The 18,948-nt window shown below is 38.6% G+C and carries 19 protein-coding genes; 17 read left to right on the top strand and 2 right to left on the bottom strand.

What is annotated here, in order from left to right; all coding sequences use genetic code 11:
• On the top strand, nt 1-169 hold a 169-nt coding region (locus CH76_RS09245; protein WP_036145300.1), incomplete at its 5' end, for a GIY-YIG nuclease family protein.
• 1 nt (nt 170) lies between these two features.
• The gene (rsmI, locus tag CH76_RS09240) at nt 171-1,040 is read left to right on the top strand and encodes a 16S rRNA (cytidine(1402)-2'-O)-methyltransferase (protein WP_036145298.1); all 870 of its coding nucleotides are present in this window, start codon (nt 171-173) and stop codon (nt 1,038-1,040) included.
• A gap of 93 nt (nt 1,041-1,133) precedes the next feature.
• Here rsmI and CH76_RS09235 read toward each other — a convergent pair whose 3' ends face one another.
• Complete coding sequence (locus tag CH76_RS09235) at nt 1,134-1,412, bottom strand: AbrB/MazE/SpoVT family DNA-binding domain-containing protein (RefSeq protein ID WP_036145296.1); 279 nt, start codon at nt 1,410-1,412, stop codon at nt 1,134-1,136.
• 317 nt (nt 1,413-1,729) lie between these two features.
• On the opposite strand from CH76_RS09235, the gene metG reads away from it, so the two are divergent.
• The 15 genes from metG (at nt 1,730) to mfd (ending at nt 18,452) form a co-directional block, all read left to right on the top strand.
• Nucleotides 1,730-3,685, top strand: a complete 1,956-nt coding sequence (metG, locus tag CH76_RS09230; protein ID WP_036145294.1) for a methionine--tRNA ligase — start codon at nt 1,730-1,732, stop codon at nt 3,683-3,685.
• Nucleotides 3,686-3,912: 227 nt separating this feature from the next.
• Entirely contained in the window at nt 3,913-4,680 is a 768-nt protein-coding gene (locus CH76_RS09225) for a TatD family hydrolase (protein WP_036145291.1), read from the top strand.
• A 135-nt stretch (nt 4,681-4,815) separates the two neighbouring features.
• Entirely contained in the window at nt 4,816-6,054 is a 1,239-nt protein-coding gene (locus CH76_RS09220) for a G5 and 3D domain-containing protein (protein WP_036145289.1), read from the top strand.
• Between the two features lie 93 nt (nt 6,055-6,147).
• On the top strand, nt 6,148-6,711 hold the full coding sequence (rnmV, locus tag CH76_RS09215; protein WP_036145287.1) for a ribonuclease M5: 564 nt from the start codon (nt 6,148-6,150) through the stop codon (nt 6,709-6,711).
• A complete protein-coding gene (gene rsmA / locus CH76_RS09210; protein ID WP_036145286.1) occupies nt 6,704-7,582 on the top strand; it encodes a 16S rRNA (adenine(1518)-N(6)/adenine(1519)-N(6))-dimethyltransferase RsmA in 879 nt (292 codons plus the stop codon). The genes rnmV and rsmA overlap by 8 nt, the downstream gene beginning before the upstream one ends.
• 160 nt (nt 7,583-7,742) lie before the next feature.
• Nucleotides 7,743-8,003, top strand: coding sequence for a biofilm formation stimulator Veg (gene veg / locus CH76_RS09205; RefSeq protein ID WP_036145284.1), 261 nt, complete (start codon nt 7,743-7,745; stop codon nt 8,001-8,003).
• 167 nt (nt 8,004-8,170) lie between these two features.
• Complete coding sequence (gene ispE / locus CH76_RS09200; protein WP_036145281.1) at nt 8,171-9,037, top strand: 4-(cytidine 5'-diphospho)-2-C-methyl-D-erythritol kinase; 867 nt, start codon at nt 8,171-8,173, stop codon at nt 9,035-9,037.
• 56 nt (nt 9,038-9,093) lie between these two features.
• A complete protein-coding gene (gene purR, locus CH76_RS09195; RefSeq protein ID WP_036145279.1) occupies nt 9,094-9,924 on the top strand; it encodes a pur operon repressor in 831 nt (276 codons plus the stop codon).
• 1 nt (nt 9,925) lies between these two features.
• On the top strand, nt 9,926-10,300 hold the full coding sequence (locus tag CH76_RS09190; RefSeq protein ID WP_036145277.1) for a RidA family protein: 375 nt from the start codon (nt 9,926-9,928) through the stop codon (nt 10,298-10,300).
• Between the two features lie 199 nt (nt 10,301-10,499).
• Complete coding sequence (gene spoVG, locus CH76_RS09185; protein ID WP_036145275.1) at nt 10,500-10,799, top strand: septation regulator SpoVG; 300 nt, start codon at nt 10,500-10,502, stop codon at nt 10,797-10,799.
• Nucleotides 10,800-11,009: 210 nt separating this feature from the next.
• The gene (glmU, locus tag CH76_RS09180) at nt 11,010-12,380 is read left to right on the top strand and encodes a bifunctional UDP-N-acetylglucosamine diphosphorylase/glucosamine-1-phosphate N-acetyltransferase GlmU (protein WP_036145273.1); all 1,371 of its coding nucleotides are present in this window, start codon (nt 11,010-11,012) and stop codon (nt 12,378-12,380) included.
• Nucleotides 12,381-12,404: 24 nt separating this feature from the next.
• Nucleotides 12,405-13,364: a ribose-phosphate diphosphokinase gene (locus CH76_RS09175; protein ID WP_036145271.1), complete on the top strand. Its 960-nt coding sequence runs from the start codon at nt 12,405-12,407 to the stop codon at nt 13,362-13,364.
• A gap of 236 nt (nt 13,365-13,600) precedes the next feature.
• Nucleotides 13,601-14,206: a 50S ribosomal protein L25/general stress protein Ctc gene (locus tag CH76_RS09170; protein ID WP_036145269.1), complete on the top strand. Its 606-nt coding sequence runs from the start codon at nt 13,601-13,603 to the stop codon at nt 14,204-14,206.
• A 97-nt stretch (nt 14,207-14,303) separates the two neighbouring features.
• Nucleotides 14,304-14,864 (top strand): aminoacyl-tRNA hydrolase, encoded by a 561-nt coding sequence (pth, locus tag CH76_RS09165; protein ID WP_036145267.1) that lies wholly within the window; start codon nt 14,304-14,306, stop codon nt 14,862-14,864.
• Nucleotides 14,865-14,945: 81 nt separating this feature from the next.
• The gene (mfd, locus tag CH76_RS09160) at nt 14,946-18,452 is read left to right on the top strand and encodes a transcription-repair coupling factor (RefSeq protein WP_036145265.1); all 3,507 of its coding nucleotides are present in this window, start codon (nt 14,946-14,948) and stop codon (nt 18,450-18,452) included.
• A 54-nt stretch (nt 18,453-18,506) separates the two neighbouring features.
• Here mfd and CH76_RS09155 read toward each other — a convergent pair whose 3' ends face one another.
• Nucleotides 18,507-18,809 carry a hypothetical protein gene (locus tag CH76_RS09155; protein WP_036145264.1) on the bottom strand — a complete coding sequence of 101 codons (303 nt, stop codon included), beginning with the start codon at nt 18,807-18,809 and terminating at the stop codon, nt 18,507-18,509.
• Nucleotides 18,810-18,948 lie beyond the last annotated feature (139 nt).

Genomic DNA, 18,948 nt, shown 5'->3' with positions numbered 1-18,948 from the left:
AACCACAACACATAATCAGGGTAAGGGCGCAAAGTATACAAAAGCTCGTCTACCAGTACAATTAAAGTATTATGAACTCTATCAAACAAAGCGCGAGGCAATGCAGAGGGAATATTCATTTAAGCAGTTAACACGAACACAAAAAATAAAACAAATGAGAGGTGAGTAAGTTGAAATCACAACAAAGCTCATTGTATGAAAATACAAGCTGTTTATATTTGGTACCAACACCTATTGGAAATTTAGAAGATATGACGTTTCGAGCGTTACGTATTTTAAAAGAAGTGGATATTATTGCAGCTGAGGATACTCGTAATACAAAAAAGCTTTGCAATTATTTTGAAATCACAACGCCCCTTACAAGCTACCATGAACATAATGTAGAGTCAGGTGGACATAAAATTTTACAGTACCTTGCTGAAGGTAAGACTGTTGCGCTTGTAAGTGATGCGGGTATGCCGTGTATTTCTGATCCAGGTGTAGATATTGTAACAAAAGCATTAGCTGAAGGTTATGCAGTTGTGCCGTTGCCAGGAGCGAATGCAGGTTTAACAGCATTGATTGCCTCTGGTATTACACCACAGCCTTTTTTCTTTTATGGTTTTTTATCACGTAATAAAAAGGAACGTGCTGCGGAGTTAGCGCAATTGAAGAAGCGTAAGGAAACAATGATTTTTTATGAGGCTCCACATCGTTTGAAAGAAATGTTACGTCATTGTGAGGCAGAGTTAGGTGAGCGTCAGGTAGTATTAGCACGGGAGCTAACGAAGAAGTTTGAAGAATTTTTACGTGGCACAATGGCTGAAGCTGTAGCGTGGGCAGAGCAAACAGAGTTACGCGGAGAGTTTTGCATTATAATAGAAGGAACTCAAATCGAGGAGCTTGAAGAACGTGCACCATGGGAGGATTTATCAATTACTGAGCATGTTGACAGTATAATAGAAGAAACTCAAATTCCTTCGAAAGAAGCGATTAAAGAAGTAGCTAAATTACGTGGTATATCAAAGCGTGATGTATATCAGGAATATCATGTGAATTAAAAAAAGCGATGCCCTAGAGCATCGCTTTTTTATTACCTCATTCTAAAGCCATATATACAAAATATTTGTGCTTCAACAAAGGTCACAAATGGATTATTTGTTTAAGTTAGATTGAATTTCTTTAACTAGTTGCTCGGCACCTTCTGGGCTTAAAATAAGCTTGCCGCCAACTAGACGGAAATTATCGTCAGAAACTTCGCCAGTAACAGCACATGTCATGTTTGGCATATATTTCTTTAGAATGATTTTGTCGTCGTCAACATAAATTTCTAAAGCGTCTTTTTCAGCGATACCTAAAGTGCGTCGAAGTTCGATAGGAATAACCACGCGTCCTAACTCATCAACTTTACGTACAATACCTGTAGATTTCATGACAAAATTCCTCCTAATATATTTTATTCGTCAAAATTCGACAAAATCATTTGTCTAGAAGCTATCATACCAACTAATGCCATAAACGTCAATTAAATAGGGACGGAAATAAAAGAAAAATAAATAAATATTTAGTAAAATTGTAAGAATTATTTGTGTTTATATGACTTAATACTAAAAAAAGAACATGGACATTCTTGTAAATTGTAATAAAACCTTTTAATTACAATTTATTAACTAATGTAATATGATTGAAAGGCATTTCATACTACTATAAAATGAAAAGAGACTGCGTAACTTAAATGGAGGAAAAAAAATTGAGCGAAACAAACAAAACATTTTACATTACAACACCGATTTATTATCCAAGCGGAAAGTTTCATATTGGGACAGCCTACACGACAATAGCAGCAGATGCTATGGCTAGATATAAAAGGCTCCGAGGCTATGATGTATTTTTCCAAACGGGATTAGACGAGCATGGTCAAAAAATTCAAGAAAAAGCTACTGAAGAAGGTATGGAGCCGCAAGCTTATGTAAATGAGATTGCACAAAATGCTAAAGACTTATGGAAGACGATGGATATCACATATGATGAGTTTTATCGTACAACAGACAAGCGCCATGTAGCAGCTGTCGAAAAAATCTTTAAACGCTTTTTAGACAATGGTGATATTTATAAAGGTCAGTATGAAGGATGGTACTGTGTACCATGTGAATCATACTTTACAGATAATCAGTTAGTAGATGGCAAATGCCCTGACTGTAATCGTGAAGTACGTAAAGTGAAGGAAGAATCATACTTCTTTAATATGAAGAAGTACGCAGATCGCTTACTACAATACTATGAGGAAAACCCAACATTTATTGAGCCAGTATCTCGTAAAAATGAAATGATTAACAACTTTATTAAACCAGGTCTAGAAGATTTATCAGTTTCTCGTATGTCATTTGATTGGGGAATTAAAGTACCAGGTGATCCTAAGCATGTCATTTATGTATGGGTAGATGCGTTAACTAACTATATTACTTCGTTAGGTTATACGACAGATAATGATGCGTTATTTAAAAAATTCTGGCCTGCAGATGTGCATGTAGTGGGTAAAGATATTGTACGCTTCCATACAATTTATTGGCCAATCTTCTTGATGGCACTGGATTTACCATTACCTAAGAAGGTTTTTGCACATGGCTTTATTATGATGAAGGACGGTAAAATGTCAAAATCTAAAGGTAATGTCATTTACCCAGATATGTTAACTGAACGTTATGGTTTAGATGCGACACGTTACTTCTTATTACGTGAGTTACCATTTGGCTCTGATGGTGTATTTTCACCAGAGGCATTTGTTGACCGTACAAACTACGACCTAGCTAATGATTTAGGTAATTTATTAAACCGTAGTGTATCTATGATTAATAAATACTTTGATGGTGTTATCCCAGCAGATGATGTAGAGGAAACAGAGTTTGATGAGAGCCTACGTTCATTTGCGGAAGAAACCAAAGAGAAGTATGTAGATGGCATGGAAAATATGCAATTTAGTATTGTATTAAGTGAGTTATGGAAATTAGTATCTCGTACAAACAAGTATATTGATGAAACACAGCCTTGGGTACTAGCTAAGGCTGAAGCAAATAAAAAGAAACTAGCATCTGTAATGGCTAATTTAGCAGAAAGCCTGCGTCATATTGCGGTAATGTTACAGCCTGTGATGACAGCTACACCTAAACGTATTATTGAACAACTTGGTTTAGATGAAAAAGCACTAACTTGGGATTCAATTGAGACGTTTTCAAATGCTATTGTGGGTGACTGTAAAGTGGCAGAAAAAGGAACACCTATTTTCCCACGTTTAGAAGTAGAGGAAGAAATCGAATATATCCGTGATCAAATGCGTGGTTCGATTAAAACAAGTCAGGAAGAAGTAGTTGAAGAAGAGAAATCGGATGAAATTACAATTGATGACTTCATGAAAATTGATTTACGTGTAGCTACAGTTACAGCATGTGAGCCTGTGCCAAAAGCAACTAAATTACTGAAGTTACAAGTAGATCTTGGTTATGAGCAACGTCAAGTTGTATCTGGTATTGCAGAACATTATAAAGCTGAAGAATTAATTGGTATGAAAGTTATTGTTGTTGCTAACTTAAAACCAGTTAAGCTGCGCGGTGAGCTGTCACAAGGTATGATTTTAGCAGGTAGCGAAGATGGCGTGTTAAAATTAGCAAGCGTAGATCAAACATTAGCGAATGGTGCTAAAGTAAAATAATAGAGAAATAGAGCCTGTGAATTTGCTATACATTTACAGGCTCTATTTATTTCCTTGGAAATTATTTTAGAATATTTAATTATCCTTTTAAAGGATAATTAATAGGTTTAATAGATTACTTGTGTTTTAATATAAAGGATAAAAAGTTTCTTCTGTAATCTAAATGTAATGGTTTTGACACAAATGAAATATATAAATCTCATAAAATCAAGAGGAGCGTGTATAACATGTTTATTGATACACATGTGCATTTAAATGCAGATCAATATGATGAAGACTTGCAAGAGGTAATTGAAAGAGCATTAGAAAAAGGCGTAGAAAAAATGGTAGTCGTTGGCTTTGATCGTAAAACGATTGAACGTGCGATGGCATTAATTGAACAATATGATTTTTTATACGCTGTGATTGGTTGGCATCCAGTTGATGCAATTGATTGTACTGATGAAGATTTACTGTGGATTGAACAACTAGCAGCTCATGAGAAGGTTGTTGGTATTGGTGAAACAGGTTTAGATTACTATTGGGATAAGTCTCCAAAAGAGGTTCAAGAAAAATGGTTCCGTAAGCAAATTCAATTAGCGAAAAAATTAGCGTTGCCTATTATTATTCATAATCGTGATGCAACAGGTGACGTGGTACGCATTTTACAGGAAGAGGATGCAGCTGCTACTGGCGGTATCATGCATTGCTTTGGTGGAAGTGTTGAAACAGCACGTGAATGTATCGCTATGAATTTTATGATTAGCTTAGGTGGGCCAGTTACATTTAAAAATGCGCGTATGCCAAAAGAAGTTGCTACTGAGATTGAATTAGTGCACTTATTGATTGAAACAGACGCACCATATTTAGCGCCACATCCTTATCGTGGCAAGCGTAACGAGCCGTCTTTAGTCCCCCTTGTTGCTGAGGAAATCGCACGTTTAAAAGGCATCTCAGTTGACGAGGTAGCTCTTGAGACAACAAACAATGCAAAAAAGATTTTTAAAATAAATTAAGTAACCTCAAACCTTTATCAATACTAGCTTCTCGGAATAATTTGTTAAAAAACAAGCAAATTTTTAAAACTTTGTAGTTGACAGTCAAAAAACTAGTCCGTATAATTCAGCGAGTATTGAGGAGGCGTTTTTTTCATGACAAAACAACCCATGAAAAACTTGTTCTTTGGGTCAATGAGGAACAAGCAGATGTTTACAAGAATTATTGCACTTGTAGTATTTGCTTCAGTAATTTCTTTCGTACTTTACGAAGGAACTAAGAAATCCGTAGCAGTCGATGCAGACGGAGAGCAGCTAGAGATTTCAACACATGCAAAAACTGTAGCTGATGTATTAGCAGATGCTAACATTGAAGTTGCAGATTACGATAAAGTATCACCCTCACTGGACACCGAGATTTCTAATGGTTTAGAAATTAAATGGGAACAGGCAAAAAAATTCGTTATCGCAGTTGATGGCGAAGAAAAAGAAGTTTGGACAACAGAAGAAAAAGTAGCAGATATTTTAGCGGATGCTGATGTAACTGTTACAGAGCATGATAAATTATCAGTTGGTCTAGATGAGCAATTAGCAGAAGGGCAAGCAATTTCAATTGATAAGGCATTTGGTATCGTTTTAGTAGACGGTAGCAAAAAGGAACAAAAAATTTGGTCTACAAAACAAACTGTAGCAGATGTGTTAAAGCAAAATAACGTAAAATTAAATGAGTTTGACCGCTTAAACACGAAGGAAACAGCACTTGTAGCTCCAGGCTCTAAAGTAGCTATTACACGTGTTGAAAAGAAAGTAGACACAGTGCAAGAAGAAGTAGACTTTGCAGTTGAGCAAAAAAATGACGCTAACTTAGCTAAAGGTGAACAAAAAGTTGTTGCCGAAGGTGCTAAGGGTACAATTGAGCGTACGTACGAAGTTGTAACAGAAAACGGTAAAATTGTTGCGAAAAACTTACAAAAAGAAAACGTAACAAAAGAGCCAACAAAAAAGGTAGTAGCGATTGGTACGAAAGAGGCGCCTAAAGCAGCCCCTGTTACAGTATCACGTGGTGCTACTTCAACAAATGACACTAGCGGCGCACCAGCAGGTGGTCGTGAGTTTTACGTAGAAGCTACAGCATACACAGCGTATTGCGATGGTTGTTCAGGTATTACCGCAACGGGTATTGATATCCGTTCGAACCCGGGCATTAAAGTTATCGCAGTTGACCCTAATGTAATTCCATTAGGTTCACGTGTGTGGGTAGAAGGCTATGGTTATGCGATTGCAGGCGATACAGGTGGCGTAATTAAAGGTAATATTATTGACCTTTTAGTTTCTTCAAAAGAAGAAGCAGCTAACTGGGGACGTCGACAAGTACGTATTAAAGTATTAAATTAATAATTGAGAGAGACAGTTTGTTAGTTGCTAACAAACTGTCTCTCTTTTGTTGTAAAATAAAAAGATACGTTTGAAGAGAAGAGGCAACAACTAGTGAAAATAAAAGAGTTTATCGTTGTAGAGGGTAAAGATGACACGGTAGCTATTCAGCGTGCTGTAACGGCAGATACTATCGAAACGAATGGCTCAGCGTTGTCACCTAAGACGTTACAGCGCATTAAGCATGCACAAGCTAAACGTGGTGTAATTGTATTTACTGACCCTGATTATCCAGGGCGTCGTATTCGCGCATTAATTGAGCAGGCAGTGCCAGAGGTAAAACATGCTTTTTTACCAAAGCAGCAGGCGATTGCTAAGAATGGCAAAAGTCTTGGCATTGAACATGCGAGTGATGGGGATATACGCGCGGCTTTGCAGGCAGTTTATACGCCAAACCTAACAGAGCAGGCTGAGGAGATTACACGTGATGATTTATTATATGCTCACTTAATTGGTCACCCATCAGCAAAAGCACGTAGACAGCGCTTAGGCGAGATTTTAGCAATAGGGGATACAAACGGTAAGCAACTGCATAAGCGGCTTATCATGTTTCAAATTAGTGCTGAGCAGTTTGGTGCTGCATTAACACAGCTAAATCAGGAGGAAAATAATGAATAAAGATATTGCAACGCCAATTCGCACGCAAGAGATTTTAAAAAAATATGGTTTTTCGTTTAAAAAGAGCCTAGGGCAAAACTTTATTATAGACCCTAATATTTTACGTAATATTGTAGCGCAAGCCGATTTAACAGAAGAAAGCGGTGCTATTGAAGTAGGCCCTGGTATTGGTGCTTTAACAGAGCACTTAGCACGTGCAGCTAAAAAAGTAGTAGCTTTTGAAATTGATCAGCGTTTATTACCTGTATTAGCAGATACATTAAGCCCTTATGACAATGTGACAGTTGAGCACGGAGATGTGCTAGAGGCTGATATACCTGCTGTTATTGCGCGTGAAATGCCAGGTATTACAGATATTATGGTAGTAGCTAACTTACCTTATTACGTAACAACACCAATTTTATTAAAGTTATTACACGCAGATTTACCGATTCGTGGATTCGTTGTTATGATGCAAAAGGAAGTGGCTGACCGTATAACAGCACAGCCAGGCACTAAGGCGTATGGTTCATTATCTATCGCAATTCAATACTATGTAACAGCAGAGGTTGCCATGATAGTACCTAAGACGGTATTTATGCCTCAACCAAATGTAGAGTCAGCGGTAATTCGTTTAATTAAGCACGACACGCCACCTGTTACAGTAATTGATGAGGACTTTTTCTTTAGCGTGACACGCATGTCATTTGCACAACGTCGTAAAACATTATTAAACAATTTACAGTCAGGCTTACCTGATGGAAAAGCAAAAAAAGACCAAATTTTAGCGGCATTAGAGAAGGCTGAGATTGATCCTAAGCGTCGTGGTGAAACACTGAGCATCATAGAGTTTGGACGATTAGCAGATAACTTGCACCCTTACTTCTCCTAATAAAATCAAATAATTCAATGCATTGTCATGGATTTGAAAAAAAATAGTGAAGTACGTAAAAATAAGTTGCATTGTTTGTTGAACACTGTTAAAATATAATATTTTATTGACTTTCATACCCTTGTATGGTAAGCTTGTCTACAGTGAGGTGTAAACGAGCATGCCAAAATCATTAGCAGACATTAAACAGTCGTTAGATGCACATTTAGGGAAACGTTTGCATGTAAAAGCAAACGGCGGTCGTAAAAAAACCGTTGAGTTCGCAGGTATACTACGTGAAACATATAAAGCAATTTTCGTTGTCGAGTTAGATCGCAAGGAAGATGAGTTTAAACGTGTTTCATACAGCTACACAGATATTTTAACGGAATCCGTTGAAGTTACATTTTTAGAAGACCCACAAGTAGTAGGCGCGAAGTAATCGCATACCTATTAAATACTTTTTGTAGAAGATGTCATTCTCTTTTAGAGATGTCATCTTCTTTTTCTTTATATAAAATCTCCTGTAGGCTATGGTAAAATAAAAAGCATACTATTAGTGCGAAAAAAGTGAGCAATGTATGTTTTTTGCAGCGAGGAGGTTTCGTGATGCTTTATGTAAAAGCACCCGCTAAAATTAATTTAACACTGGATGTATTATATAAGAGGGAAGATAACTATCATGAAGTTGAGATGGTGATGACAACTATTGACTTAGCAGACCGTATAGGGCTTGCTCTACGTCAAGATGGTAAGATTACGCTGTCTTCTACCGATCAGTTTGTACCAGTAGACCAACGCAACTTTGCCTATCAAGCTGCGCGCCTTTTACAGCAGCGTTATGGCATTACAAAAGGTGTAGCTATTAAAATTGAAAAAGAAATCCCTATAGCAGCTGGTTTAGCTGGTGGCTCTACGGATGCTGCAGCAACGCTAAGAGGGCTTAATGAACTTTGGGAACTTAACCTCAGTATTGATGAGTTAGCCGAACTAGGCGCTGAAATAGGCTCCGACGTACCTTTCTGTGTTTATGGAGGTACTGCGCATGCTACAGGGCGTGGTGAGTTAATTAGAGAAATCCCTGCACCACCTAGTTGCTGGGTAGTATTAGCAAAGCCTAAGGTTGGTGTATCAACAGCTGATATTTATGGTGGTTTAAATTTAGCAACTGTAGAGCACCCAAATACGATAGAAATGCTACAGGCGATTGATCAAGGTGATTATAAAGCGATGTGTGCAACGCTTGGTAACGTCCTTGAGGATGTCACGTTAAAACTACATCCAGAGGTGGTTAAAATTAAAACACTAATGGAGCGCTCAGGTGCAGATGCTGTATTAATGAGTGGTAGTGGGCCAACTGTGTTTGGGTTAGTTGATAGTGAGCTACGCGTTAGCCGCATTGTGAATGGGCTAAGAGGTTTTTGTGACGAAGTTTACGCAGTTCGTATGCTAGGTGAAAGGCATTCACTTGCTTAAAAGCGTACAATTATGTTAATTTATGTATTAAATATTCGTGTTTAGGAGAGGGTCGTATGAAATGGAAGCGCAGTGAACGTTTAGTTGACATGACGCATTATTTATTAGAGCATCCACATCACCTTATTCCGCTAACTTATTTTTCAGAACTATACCAGTCTGCCAAATCATCCATTAGTGAGGATTTGACAATTGTTAAGGAAACATTTGAAGAAAAAGGGATTGGGCTGCTTGTAACAGTACCAGGCGCGGCAGGCGGTGTGAAATATATTCCGAAGATGTCAGAGCAAGCAGTACGTGACGTTATTAATGAGTTATTAGATGAATTACAGCACTCTGACCGCTTATTGCCAGGTGGTTACTTATTTATGACCGATTTATTAGGTAACCCAGGTTATATGAATCGTGTTGGTAAGGTATTTGCATCGGCATTTGCTGATCAAAAAATAGATGTTATTATGACGGTAGCAACGAAAGGGATTTCGATTGCTCATGCAATTGCACGTCATTTAAATGTACCTGTAGTTGTAGTACGCCGCGATAGTAAGGTAACAGAGGGCTCAACGGTGAGTATTAACTATGTTTCAGGTTCATCACGACGCATTCAAACGATGGTGCTCTCAAAACGTAGCATGAAGAGTGGGCAACGTGTGTTAATTACGGATGACTTTATGAAGGTCGGCGGTACAATGAATGGCATGAAGAGTCTTTTAGAGGAGTTTGATTGTGAGCTAGCAGGTATTGCGGTACTAGTTGAAGCTGAGCACGCAGATGAAACATTAGTAGACGATTATTATTCATTAGTTAAACTGCAAGAAGTAAATGAGCGCGATCGTACGATTGAAGTGCGTGAGGGTAATTATTTTTCGAAAAAGGAGACGGAGTAAAATGAAAAAAGTAACAACAACAAATGCACCAGCGGCAATTGGACCGTATGCACAAGGTATGATTGTGAATAATATGTTTTACAGCTCTGGACAAATTCCATTAACAGCAGCAGGTGAAATGGTTGATGGTGGCATCGAGGAACAAACAGCTCAAGTATTTGAAAATCTAAAGGCTGTATTAGAAGCGGCAGGCTCATCATTAGATCATGTTGTAAAAACAATGGTGTTTTTAAGTGATATGGAAGATTTTGCTGCAATGAATGCAGTATACGCAGAAACATTTGGTGCGCATACACCTGCACGCTCAGCGGTAGAAGTTGCACGTTTACCGAAAGATGCTAAGGTTGAAATAGAAGTTATTGCGCTTGTAAAATAATAAGCGTCAAATTTGAATATAAGCTCTTAACGCCAGTATATGCATATACTGGCGTTTTTATTCGTAAATTTGGCGAAAAAGTGGCATAATTATAAGTTAAAATAAATATTTTGAAAATTTTAAAAATAAATAAGGAAATATTTTGCTATATCGAATATAATAGTTGAATAGACAGCATAGTTGAGAGGTGGTGAGTCAGATGGAAGTAACAGATGTAAGACTACGAAAAGTACAAACCGACGGGCGCATGCGTGCGATCGCTTCCATTACGTTGAATGAGGCATTTGTGGTACACGATATTCGTGTCATTGAGGGAAATGCAGGTTTATTTGTAGCGATGCCAAGTAAACGTACGCCTGATGGAGAGTTTAGAGATATTGCACACCCGATTAATTCGGATATGCGTAATAAAATCCAAGATGCGATACTACATGCATATGAAACGCAAGAAGATGATGCAGCTGGTGAAGAGCCAGCGTTAATCGAAGTAAATATGTAAATAGTGATATGAAACTTAGGAGTTGTGCTAAAATTACACTAGCACAGCTTCTTTTTTGTGTTAATCATGTCAATGATAATAAACATTCATCTCTAGACGATATAAGTAATTGTAGTAATGTTGATATTTTGTCAAGCTTACACATCTTGAAAATGGCTACCATTTCCTATATAGTCATAAGAGAAATTGAGGTTAATGGAGGGCTCACTGATGAGCAATACTTATGCAGTTATTTTAGCTGCTGGTCAAGGTACACGTATGAAGTCGAAGCTTTATAAAGTACTTCACCCAGTATGTGGCAAGCCTATGGTCGAACATGTTGTTAATCATGTGCAATCTGTAGGAGTTAATCGAATTGTAACAATCGTTGGACACGGAGCAGAAAAAGTACGTGAACATTTAGGCGATACAAGCGAATACGCTTTACAAGAAGAACAACTCGGAACAGCACATGCTGTAGAGCAAGCAAAATCAATTTTAGGTGATCTGCAAGGCACAACAATTGTAATTTGTGGAGATACACCGTTAATTCGCCCTGAGACGATGGAGGCTTTACTTGCTTACCATCAAGATAATAATGCTAAAGCAACAATTTTGACAGCGGTTGCAGAGGATCCAACTGGTTATGGTCGCGTATTACGTGATGCTACTGGTCAGGTTGCGCAAATCGTTGAGCAAAAAGATGCTACTAAGGAGCAACAGCTTGTAACAGAAATTAATACAGGCACATATTGCTTTGATAATGCTGCATTATTTGAAGCACTCAATCAGGTGGATAATAATAATGCACAAGGTGAGTATTACTTACCAGATGTTATTGAGATTTTACAAAAGCAAGATGAGATTGTAACAGCGTATGTCACACCAGACTTTGCTGAAACATTAGGCGTAAATGATCGCTTTGCCTTATCTCAGGCAGAAACATTAATGCGTGCACGTATTAATGAGCGTCATATGCGTAATGGTGTAACAATTATCGACCCTGCTTCAACCTATATTAGTGCTGAGGCTATAATTGGTAGTGATACTGTTTTACAGCCAGGTACGATGATTGAGGGCAAAACTGTAATCGGAGAAGATTGCTTAATTGGACCAAACTCACAAATTGTTACAAGTACAATTGGTAATGGTACAAAGGTACATTCTTCAGTAGTGTTAGATAGCACTGTAGCAGAGCATACGGCCATTGGTCCGTTTGCGCATATTCGCCCAGCGTCTGAAATTGGTAGCCATGTTAAGATTGGTAATTTCGTTGAAGTGAAGAAGAGTAAGCTAGAGGATGATGTTAAAGTATCTCATCTGAGCTATATCGGTGATGCTTCAATTGGCGAAAATGCGAATATTGGTTGTGGTACAATTACTGTAAACTATGACGGTAAAAATAAGCATAAAACTGTTGTAGGTAAAAATTCTTTTGTAGGTTGTAACTCTAACTTAGTTGCACCTGTTGTAATTGGTGAAGGCACATTTATTGCTGCCGGTTCAACAATTACTAAGGAAGTACCTGATGAGGCACTCGCAATTGCTCGTGCTCGCCAGGAAAATAAGTTAAACTATGTAAGTAAGTTAAATTTAAAATAAACAAACCCAAATTAGGAGGCCATCATGCCATATCAATATGCTAACTCACAATTAAAATTATTTTCTCTAAACTCTAACAACCCACTTGCGCAAGAGATTGCAGAGGAGATGGGAATTGAGCTAGGAAAATCTTCTGTGAAACACTTTAGCGATGGAGAAATTCAAATTAGTATCGAAGAAAGTATTCGTGGCTGTGACGTATTTATCGTGCAATCAACAAGTGCGCCAGTTAACGAACATTTAATGGAGCTTTTAATTATGGTAGATGCTTGTAAGCGCGCATCTGCTCGTACAGTTAACGTTGTAATGCCTTACTACGGCTATGCACGTCAAGACCGTAAAGCAAAAGCTCGTGAGCCAATCACTGCTAAATTAGTAGCTAACTTACTTGAAACTGCGGGTGCAACTCGTGCAATCGTTTTAGATTTACACGCACCACAAATTCAAGGTTTCTTTGATATTTTAATTGATCACCTGATGGCAGTGCCTTTATTATCGGACTACTTCAAATCAAAAAATATTCCTTCAGAAGAAATCGTTATCGTATCACCAGACCATGGTGGTGTAACGCGTGCGCGTAAAATGGCGGAGCGCTTAAAAGCACCAATCGCTATTATTGATAAGCGTCGTCCAAAACCAAACGTGGCTGAGGTAATGAATATCGTAGGTAATGTTGATGGTAAAGTAGCCATTTTAATCGATGATATTATCGACACTGCAGGTACAATTACAATTGGCGCTGATGCATTACGTGCAGCAGGTGCTAAAGAAGTTTATGCGTGCTGTTCTCACCCAGTATTATCTGGCCCAGCAATTGAGCGCATCAACAACTCTGCAATTAAGGAATTAGTAATCACTAATACTATCCAGCTTTCAGAAGACAAAAAATCACCTAAGATTAAAGAACTTTCTGTAGCTAAATTAATGGCTGATGCAATCGTACGCGTTTACGAAAACAAATCAGTTAGTACATTATTCGATTAATAGTAAAAGAGTGCCCTCATTTGTGGGCACTCTTTTTTTATCATAGAGTGGAATACTGTTAATAATGGCAAATCTTATATATAATAGAGATAGCCTGAAAAAAGACAGAAAATTTGGCGGATACATAGTGATGTGTAAGTTCAAAAATTTTTAAGGTTTTTAGGTTTGCCAGCTAGTGATAGCGGGTATTTAAAAAAAGCAAAGAATTTTTTATTTCTTGGAAGGGGACTATGAATATGAATACAGTACTAACAGTTGAAAAACGCGAAGCTGGGCATCGTTCAACACTAACCCAACTTAGAAACGGAGGAGCAGTACCAGGTGTACTTTATGGTTTTAAAGAAGAAACTACACCAGTACAAGTGAATGCAGCAGAATTAACACGCTATATTCAAAAAAACGGTCGTAATGGCGTTTTTGAATTAAACGTGGACGGTAAAAAAATCAATGCTGTAATTAATGAGTTCCAAATGGACGCATTAAAAGGTAAAGTAATTCACTTAGACTTCCTAGCTGTTGATATGACAGAGGAGTTAGAGGTTGAAGTACCAATCGCTTTAGTTGGTACAGCGGCAGGTACTCGTGAGGGTGGCGTTATTATGCAACCAATCCGCGAAGTAACAATTAAAGTTAAGCCTTCTGATATTCCAGAAGTACTTGAAGTTGACGTAACAGAGCTTGGTATTGGTGATGCAATTGATGTAGCATCAATCCGTGACAAATTTAGCTTCGAGATTCTTTCAGAAGACGAAGAAACATTAGCGACAGTAACAGCGCCAACTTTAGCAGTTGAAGATGAAGAAGGCGACGAAGAAGCGGCTGAAGAACCAGCAGCTCAATAAATAAAGGTCTATGGTGTATGCGAATCATTCGCATACACCATTTTTTGTTGTTATGGTAAACTAACAAGGACTATTGTTTAGGAAGGATGTTTATGCGATGAAGTTAATCGTAGGTTTAGGCAATCCAGGCAAGCCTTATGAAAATACCAAACATAATATTGGTTTTAATGTAATAGATGCGCTAGCAAAAGAATGGGGCGCTGATTTAAATCAAGTTAAATTTAAAGGACAATATGCAACAGTACATCGCCCAGAGGGTAAGGTAATGTTGTTAAAGCCTTTAACATATATGAACTTATCAGGTGAATGTGTGGGTCCCATGATGGATTATTTTGATATTGCAGTTGAAGATCTTATTGTTATTTATGATGATTTAGATTTAGAAACAGGCAAACTGCGCTTGCGACAAAAAGGTAGTGCAGGGGGACATAATGGCATTAAGTCATTAATTCAGCACTTAGGTACACAGGAGTTTAATCGTATACGCGTGGGGGTTAACCGACCGCCAGCAGGTATGAAGGTAGCTGATTATGTACTCTCTAAATTTACTAAAGATGAGCAACCCGTTGTAGCACAGGCCACAGATAAATGTGTAGCAGCTTTAGAAAGCTATTTACGTGAGCCGTTTTTAGAAGTTATGAATAAATACAATGGCTAATCCATTATGAATAACGCATTTAGCTTTGGCATCCTTGTGATGTTCAAGGCTTTTTACGCTTACTAAAGGGAGGGAGAAATCATGGATATTTTACAAAATTTATTAATGCAACAGCCAAAAATTGAGCAGGCCATTACAACAATTGCATCAGGTGAGGCGCAAGATGAGCTAATTACGGGGTTAATTGGCAGTGCTAAACCAGCCTTTATTGATACGCTATACCGCACAGCTGAGCGTCCAGTATATATTATTGTACCTACGTTATTATATGCACAGCGAACAGTAAACGAGCTGACGCGTATTGTTGGGGAGGATGAGGTTTTTTATTACCCAGCAGATGATTTTATCGCGGCAGATGTAGCAACAACTTCGCATGAGTTACGCGCAGAGCGTATTGCGACACTCGACCGTATGATACGTGGTGTAAAAGGAGTTTATGTACTACCTGTCGATGCTTTTCGTCGTGTAATGGCACCAAAAGAACAATGGGCGACATACTTTTTAGCAGCAGAGCTAGGGACAGAGATTGTAATTGCAGACTGGTTATTAAAGCTCGTAGTAATGGGATATCGTCGTAGCGAAATGGTTACAACACCTGGGGAGTTTTCGGTGCGTGGGGGTATTATTGATATTTATCCACCATATATGGAGTCACCTGTGCGTATTGAGTTATTTGATACAGAGGTGGATTCTATCCGTACGTTCTCAGCGGAGGACCAACGTTCGATTGAGCGCCTAGAGCAGATAAAAATTTTGCCAGCTAGTGAAGTAGTATTGCCAGTTGAAAAGCGTAAAGACATCGCAGTAAGACTGCAAAAAGCACTAGAAGAAAGTTTAGCAATTGTTAAAAATGAGGAAACAAAGCAATTACTTGAGTTACATATTGGTAGCGATATTGCGTTGTTAGCAACAGGTGAAATGCCACAGTATGTAATGAAGTATGGTTCGCTTCTGTATGAGGAAGAGCACTACTTAGAGTCGTACTTTGCGGAGGACGGTATTGTGATTGGTGACGAAATGATTCGTATCCAAGAAACAATGAATGTTTGGCGTACTGAAGAAGAAAACTGGTATGTAGAAATGATTGAGGAAGGCAAACTTGTGCATGCGGTGAAAAATTCGCGTACGTTACGTATGTTGATGAAAAATATTTCGCAACAAAAGCTGTATATGTCAGTATTTGCTCGTACCTTTGGTGGTATACCGATTAAGCGTACGACGAGTTTTTCTTGTAAGCCTGGTCAAGAGTTTAGAGGGCAAATGGCAATGTTGCAAGGTGAGATTGCACGCTGGAAGAAATCAAATTATACTGTGCTATTTGTAGCGCAGGGCCAAGAGCGTTTGCATAAAATGAAGGCTTTACTTGAGGATTATCAAATTGTAGCAACGCTTGGTATGCCAAATGCGCCAGGTATTTATTTAGTTAATAGCACGTTATCCACAGGGTTTGAGTTTCCGTTAGAGCATATTGCAGTGGTAACGGATGATGAGCTTTTTAAACAGCCTGCTAAGCGTAAAGTGCGCTCACAAAAGATGACCAATGCAGAGCGTATTAAAAGTTATGCTGATATGAAACCAGGTGACTATGTTGTACATGTGCACCATGGTATTGGTCGTTATGTAGGTATGGAAACGCTAGAGGTCAATGGACAACATAAGGATTACTTGCACATTCGTTATCGCGGTGAAGATAAGTTATTTGTGCCTGTAGATCAAATTGATTTAATCCAAAAATATGTGGCGTCTGAGGATAAAGAGCCTAAGGTGCATAAATTAGGTGGCGTTGAGTGGAAGAAGGCGAAAGCGCGTGTTAGCTCAGCAGTTAAAGATATTGCAGATGAGTTAATTAAGCTCTATGCGGCTCGTGAAGCGGAGAGAGGCTTTGCTTTCTCAGCGGATGGCGATGAGATGCGCTCATTTGAACTAGCCTTCCCTTATGACGAAACAGATGACCAATTGCGTACGATTGTCGAAGTGAAGAAAGATATGGAACGCGAACGTCCTATGGACCGCCTTGTTTGTGGCGATGTAGGCTATGGTAAAACAGAGGTGGCAATTCGTGCAGCCTTTAAGGCAGTACTAGATGGTAAACAAGTGGCCTTTTTAGTACCAACGACGATTTTAGCGCAGCAACATTATGAAACGATGCTTGCGCGCTTTGAGGACTTCCCTGTGAAGGTTGGTTTATTGTCACGTTTTAGAACGCGTACACAACAAAAGGAAACATTAAAGGAACTAAAAGATGGGCGTGTGGATATTGTAGTCGGCACACACCGTGTGTTATCCAAAGACGTTGTGTATAACGATCTTGGTTTATTAATTGTTGATGAAGAGCAACGTTTTGGTGTTACGCATAAGGAACGTATTAAACAGTTAAAAAACAATGTGGATGTATTGACTTTAACTGCCACACCAATCCCACGAACGTTGCATATGTCTATGGTAGGTGTACGCGATTTATCCGTAATCGAAACACCACCAGTAAACCGCTTCCCTATTCAAACTTATGTTATGGAGCATAATGGTGGCTTAATTCGTGAGGCTATTGAGCGTGAGATGGGACGCGGTGGCCAAGTGTTTTATTTATATAATCGTGTAGAAGATATGACGCGTCAGGTAGACATCATTCAACAACTTGTGCCAGAGGCTAGAGTGGCGTATGCGCATGGGCAAATGACAGAGACTGAGCTTGAAGCTGTCATGATTGGTTTCTTAGAAGAAGAGTATGATGTGCTAGTGACCACAACTATTATTGAAACAGGTGTGGATATCCCTAATGTAAATACTTTAATTGTGCATGATGCGGATAAGATGGGGCTGTCACAGCTCTATCAATTACGTGGACGTGTTGGACGCTCCTCTGTAGTAGCGTATGCCTATTTTATGTATCAACAAGATAAGGTATTAACAGAAGTAGCAGAAAGTCGCTTACAAGCTATTAAAGAATTTACGGATTTAGGCTCAGGCTTTAAAATCGCAATGCGTGACTTGTCTATCCGCGGAGCGGGTAATTTACTTGGTGCACAGCAACATGGCTTTATTGACTCTGTCGGTTTTGACTTATACTCGCAAATGCTTGAGGAAGCTATTGAGGAACGTCAAACTGGTGAAACTAAGAAGCCTAAACTTGATGTGGAGATTGTATTACAAGTGGATGCTTATATACCTGATACTTATATTGGTGATAGCTATCAAAAAATCCAAATGTATAAGCGCATTAAGGGCATGGATGATATTGAGGGTTATGACGAAATTACAGAGGAGCTCATTGACCGCTTCGGTGATTTACCAGAGGAGACCGTACAACTTTTACGTATTGCACGTATGAAGGTTTGGTGTCATCAAGCTGGTATTGCCTCAGTAAAAGAGCGCAACAAAAAAATTACTATTCTATTTACGCCGGAGGGTACAAGTAAAGTAGATGGTGGTAAGGTTGTACAAGCATCGATGCAGTTTGGTAATGTAGTTGGTTTTGGTATGGAAGGTACACAAATGGTTATGACGCTAGACGAAAATCGTGCGCGTGGCAAAGATGTATTTACAATGCTTGAGACCATGACGGAGATTGCCGCAAACTCACTAAAATAATAAAGGCAGATGCGCTACATTAGTAGTGACATCTGCCTTTTTATTTTGCCGCCATTATGATTCCCTCACTTGGGTGCTATAATGCACACCATTTTTGTAGTTTAAGCGTTGCCATAGCTCCTCGCGTAATGCAAAGTCTTGTGATTTTGCGAGTGCAATTTTATCTTTGGAATTAAGTTTATGGGTAACAAGACGCTGACCATTAGACTTTTCGACGTAGCTGGTAAAGACGCCTTCTTTTACTTCACTGACAGTACGTGTTTCATTTGCTTTAGGATAAAGTGCTAAGTGAGTTGCATAAGGGCGTTGTTGTTCTGGAAATGAGCTTGCTATTGAATCTGCTGCTGTAATATTCATGATACATCGCCTCCCTCTATAATAATTTTTACACATAAAAGCCTTTGTATAAACGTTTAATTAGGGTTTTGTACAAAAACACACCGAAATAACTGCATGTGCTATGAAAAAAGTTGTGTGTGTGAACAGGCGAAGTAGG

It is taken from the genome of Lysinibacillus sp. BF-4 (assembly GCF_000743635.1).
In the GTDB taxonomy this organism is placed as follows: Bacteria; Bacillota; Bacilli; order Bacillales_A; family Planococcaceae; genus Metalysinibacillus; species Metalysinibacillus saudimassiliensis.
This window is presented reverse-complemented; position numbering and strand designations above follow the sequence as displayed.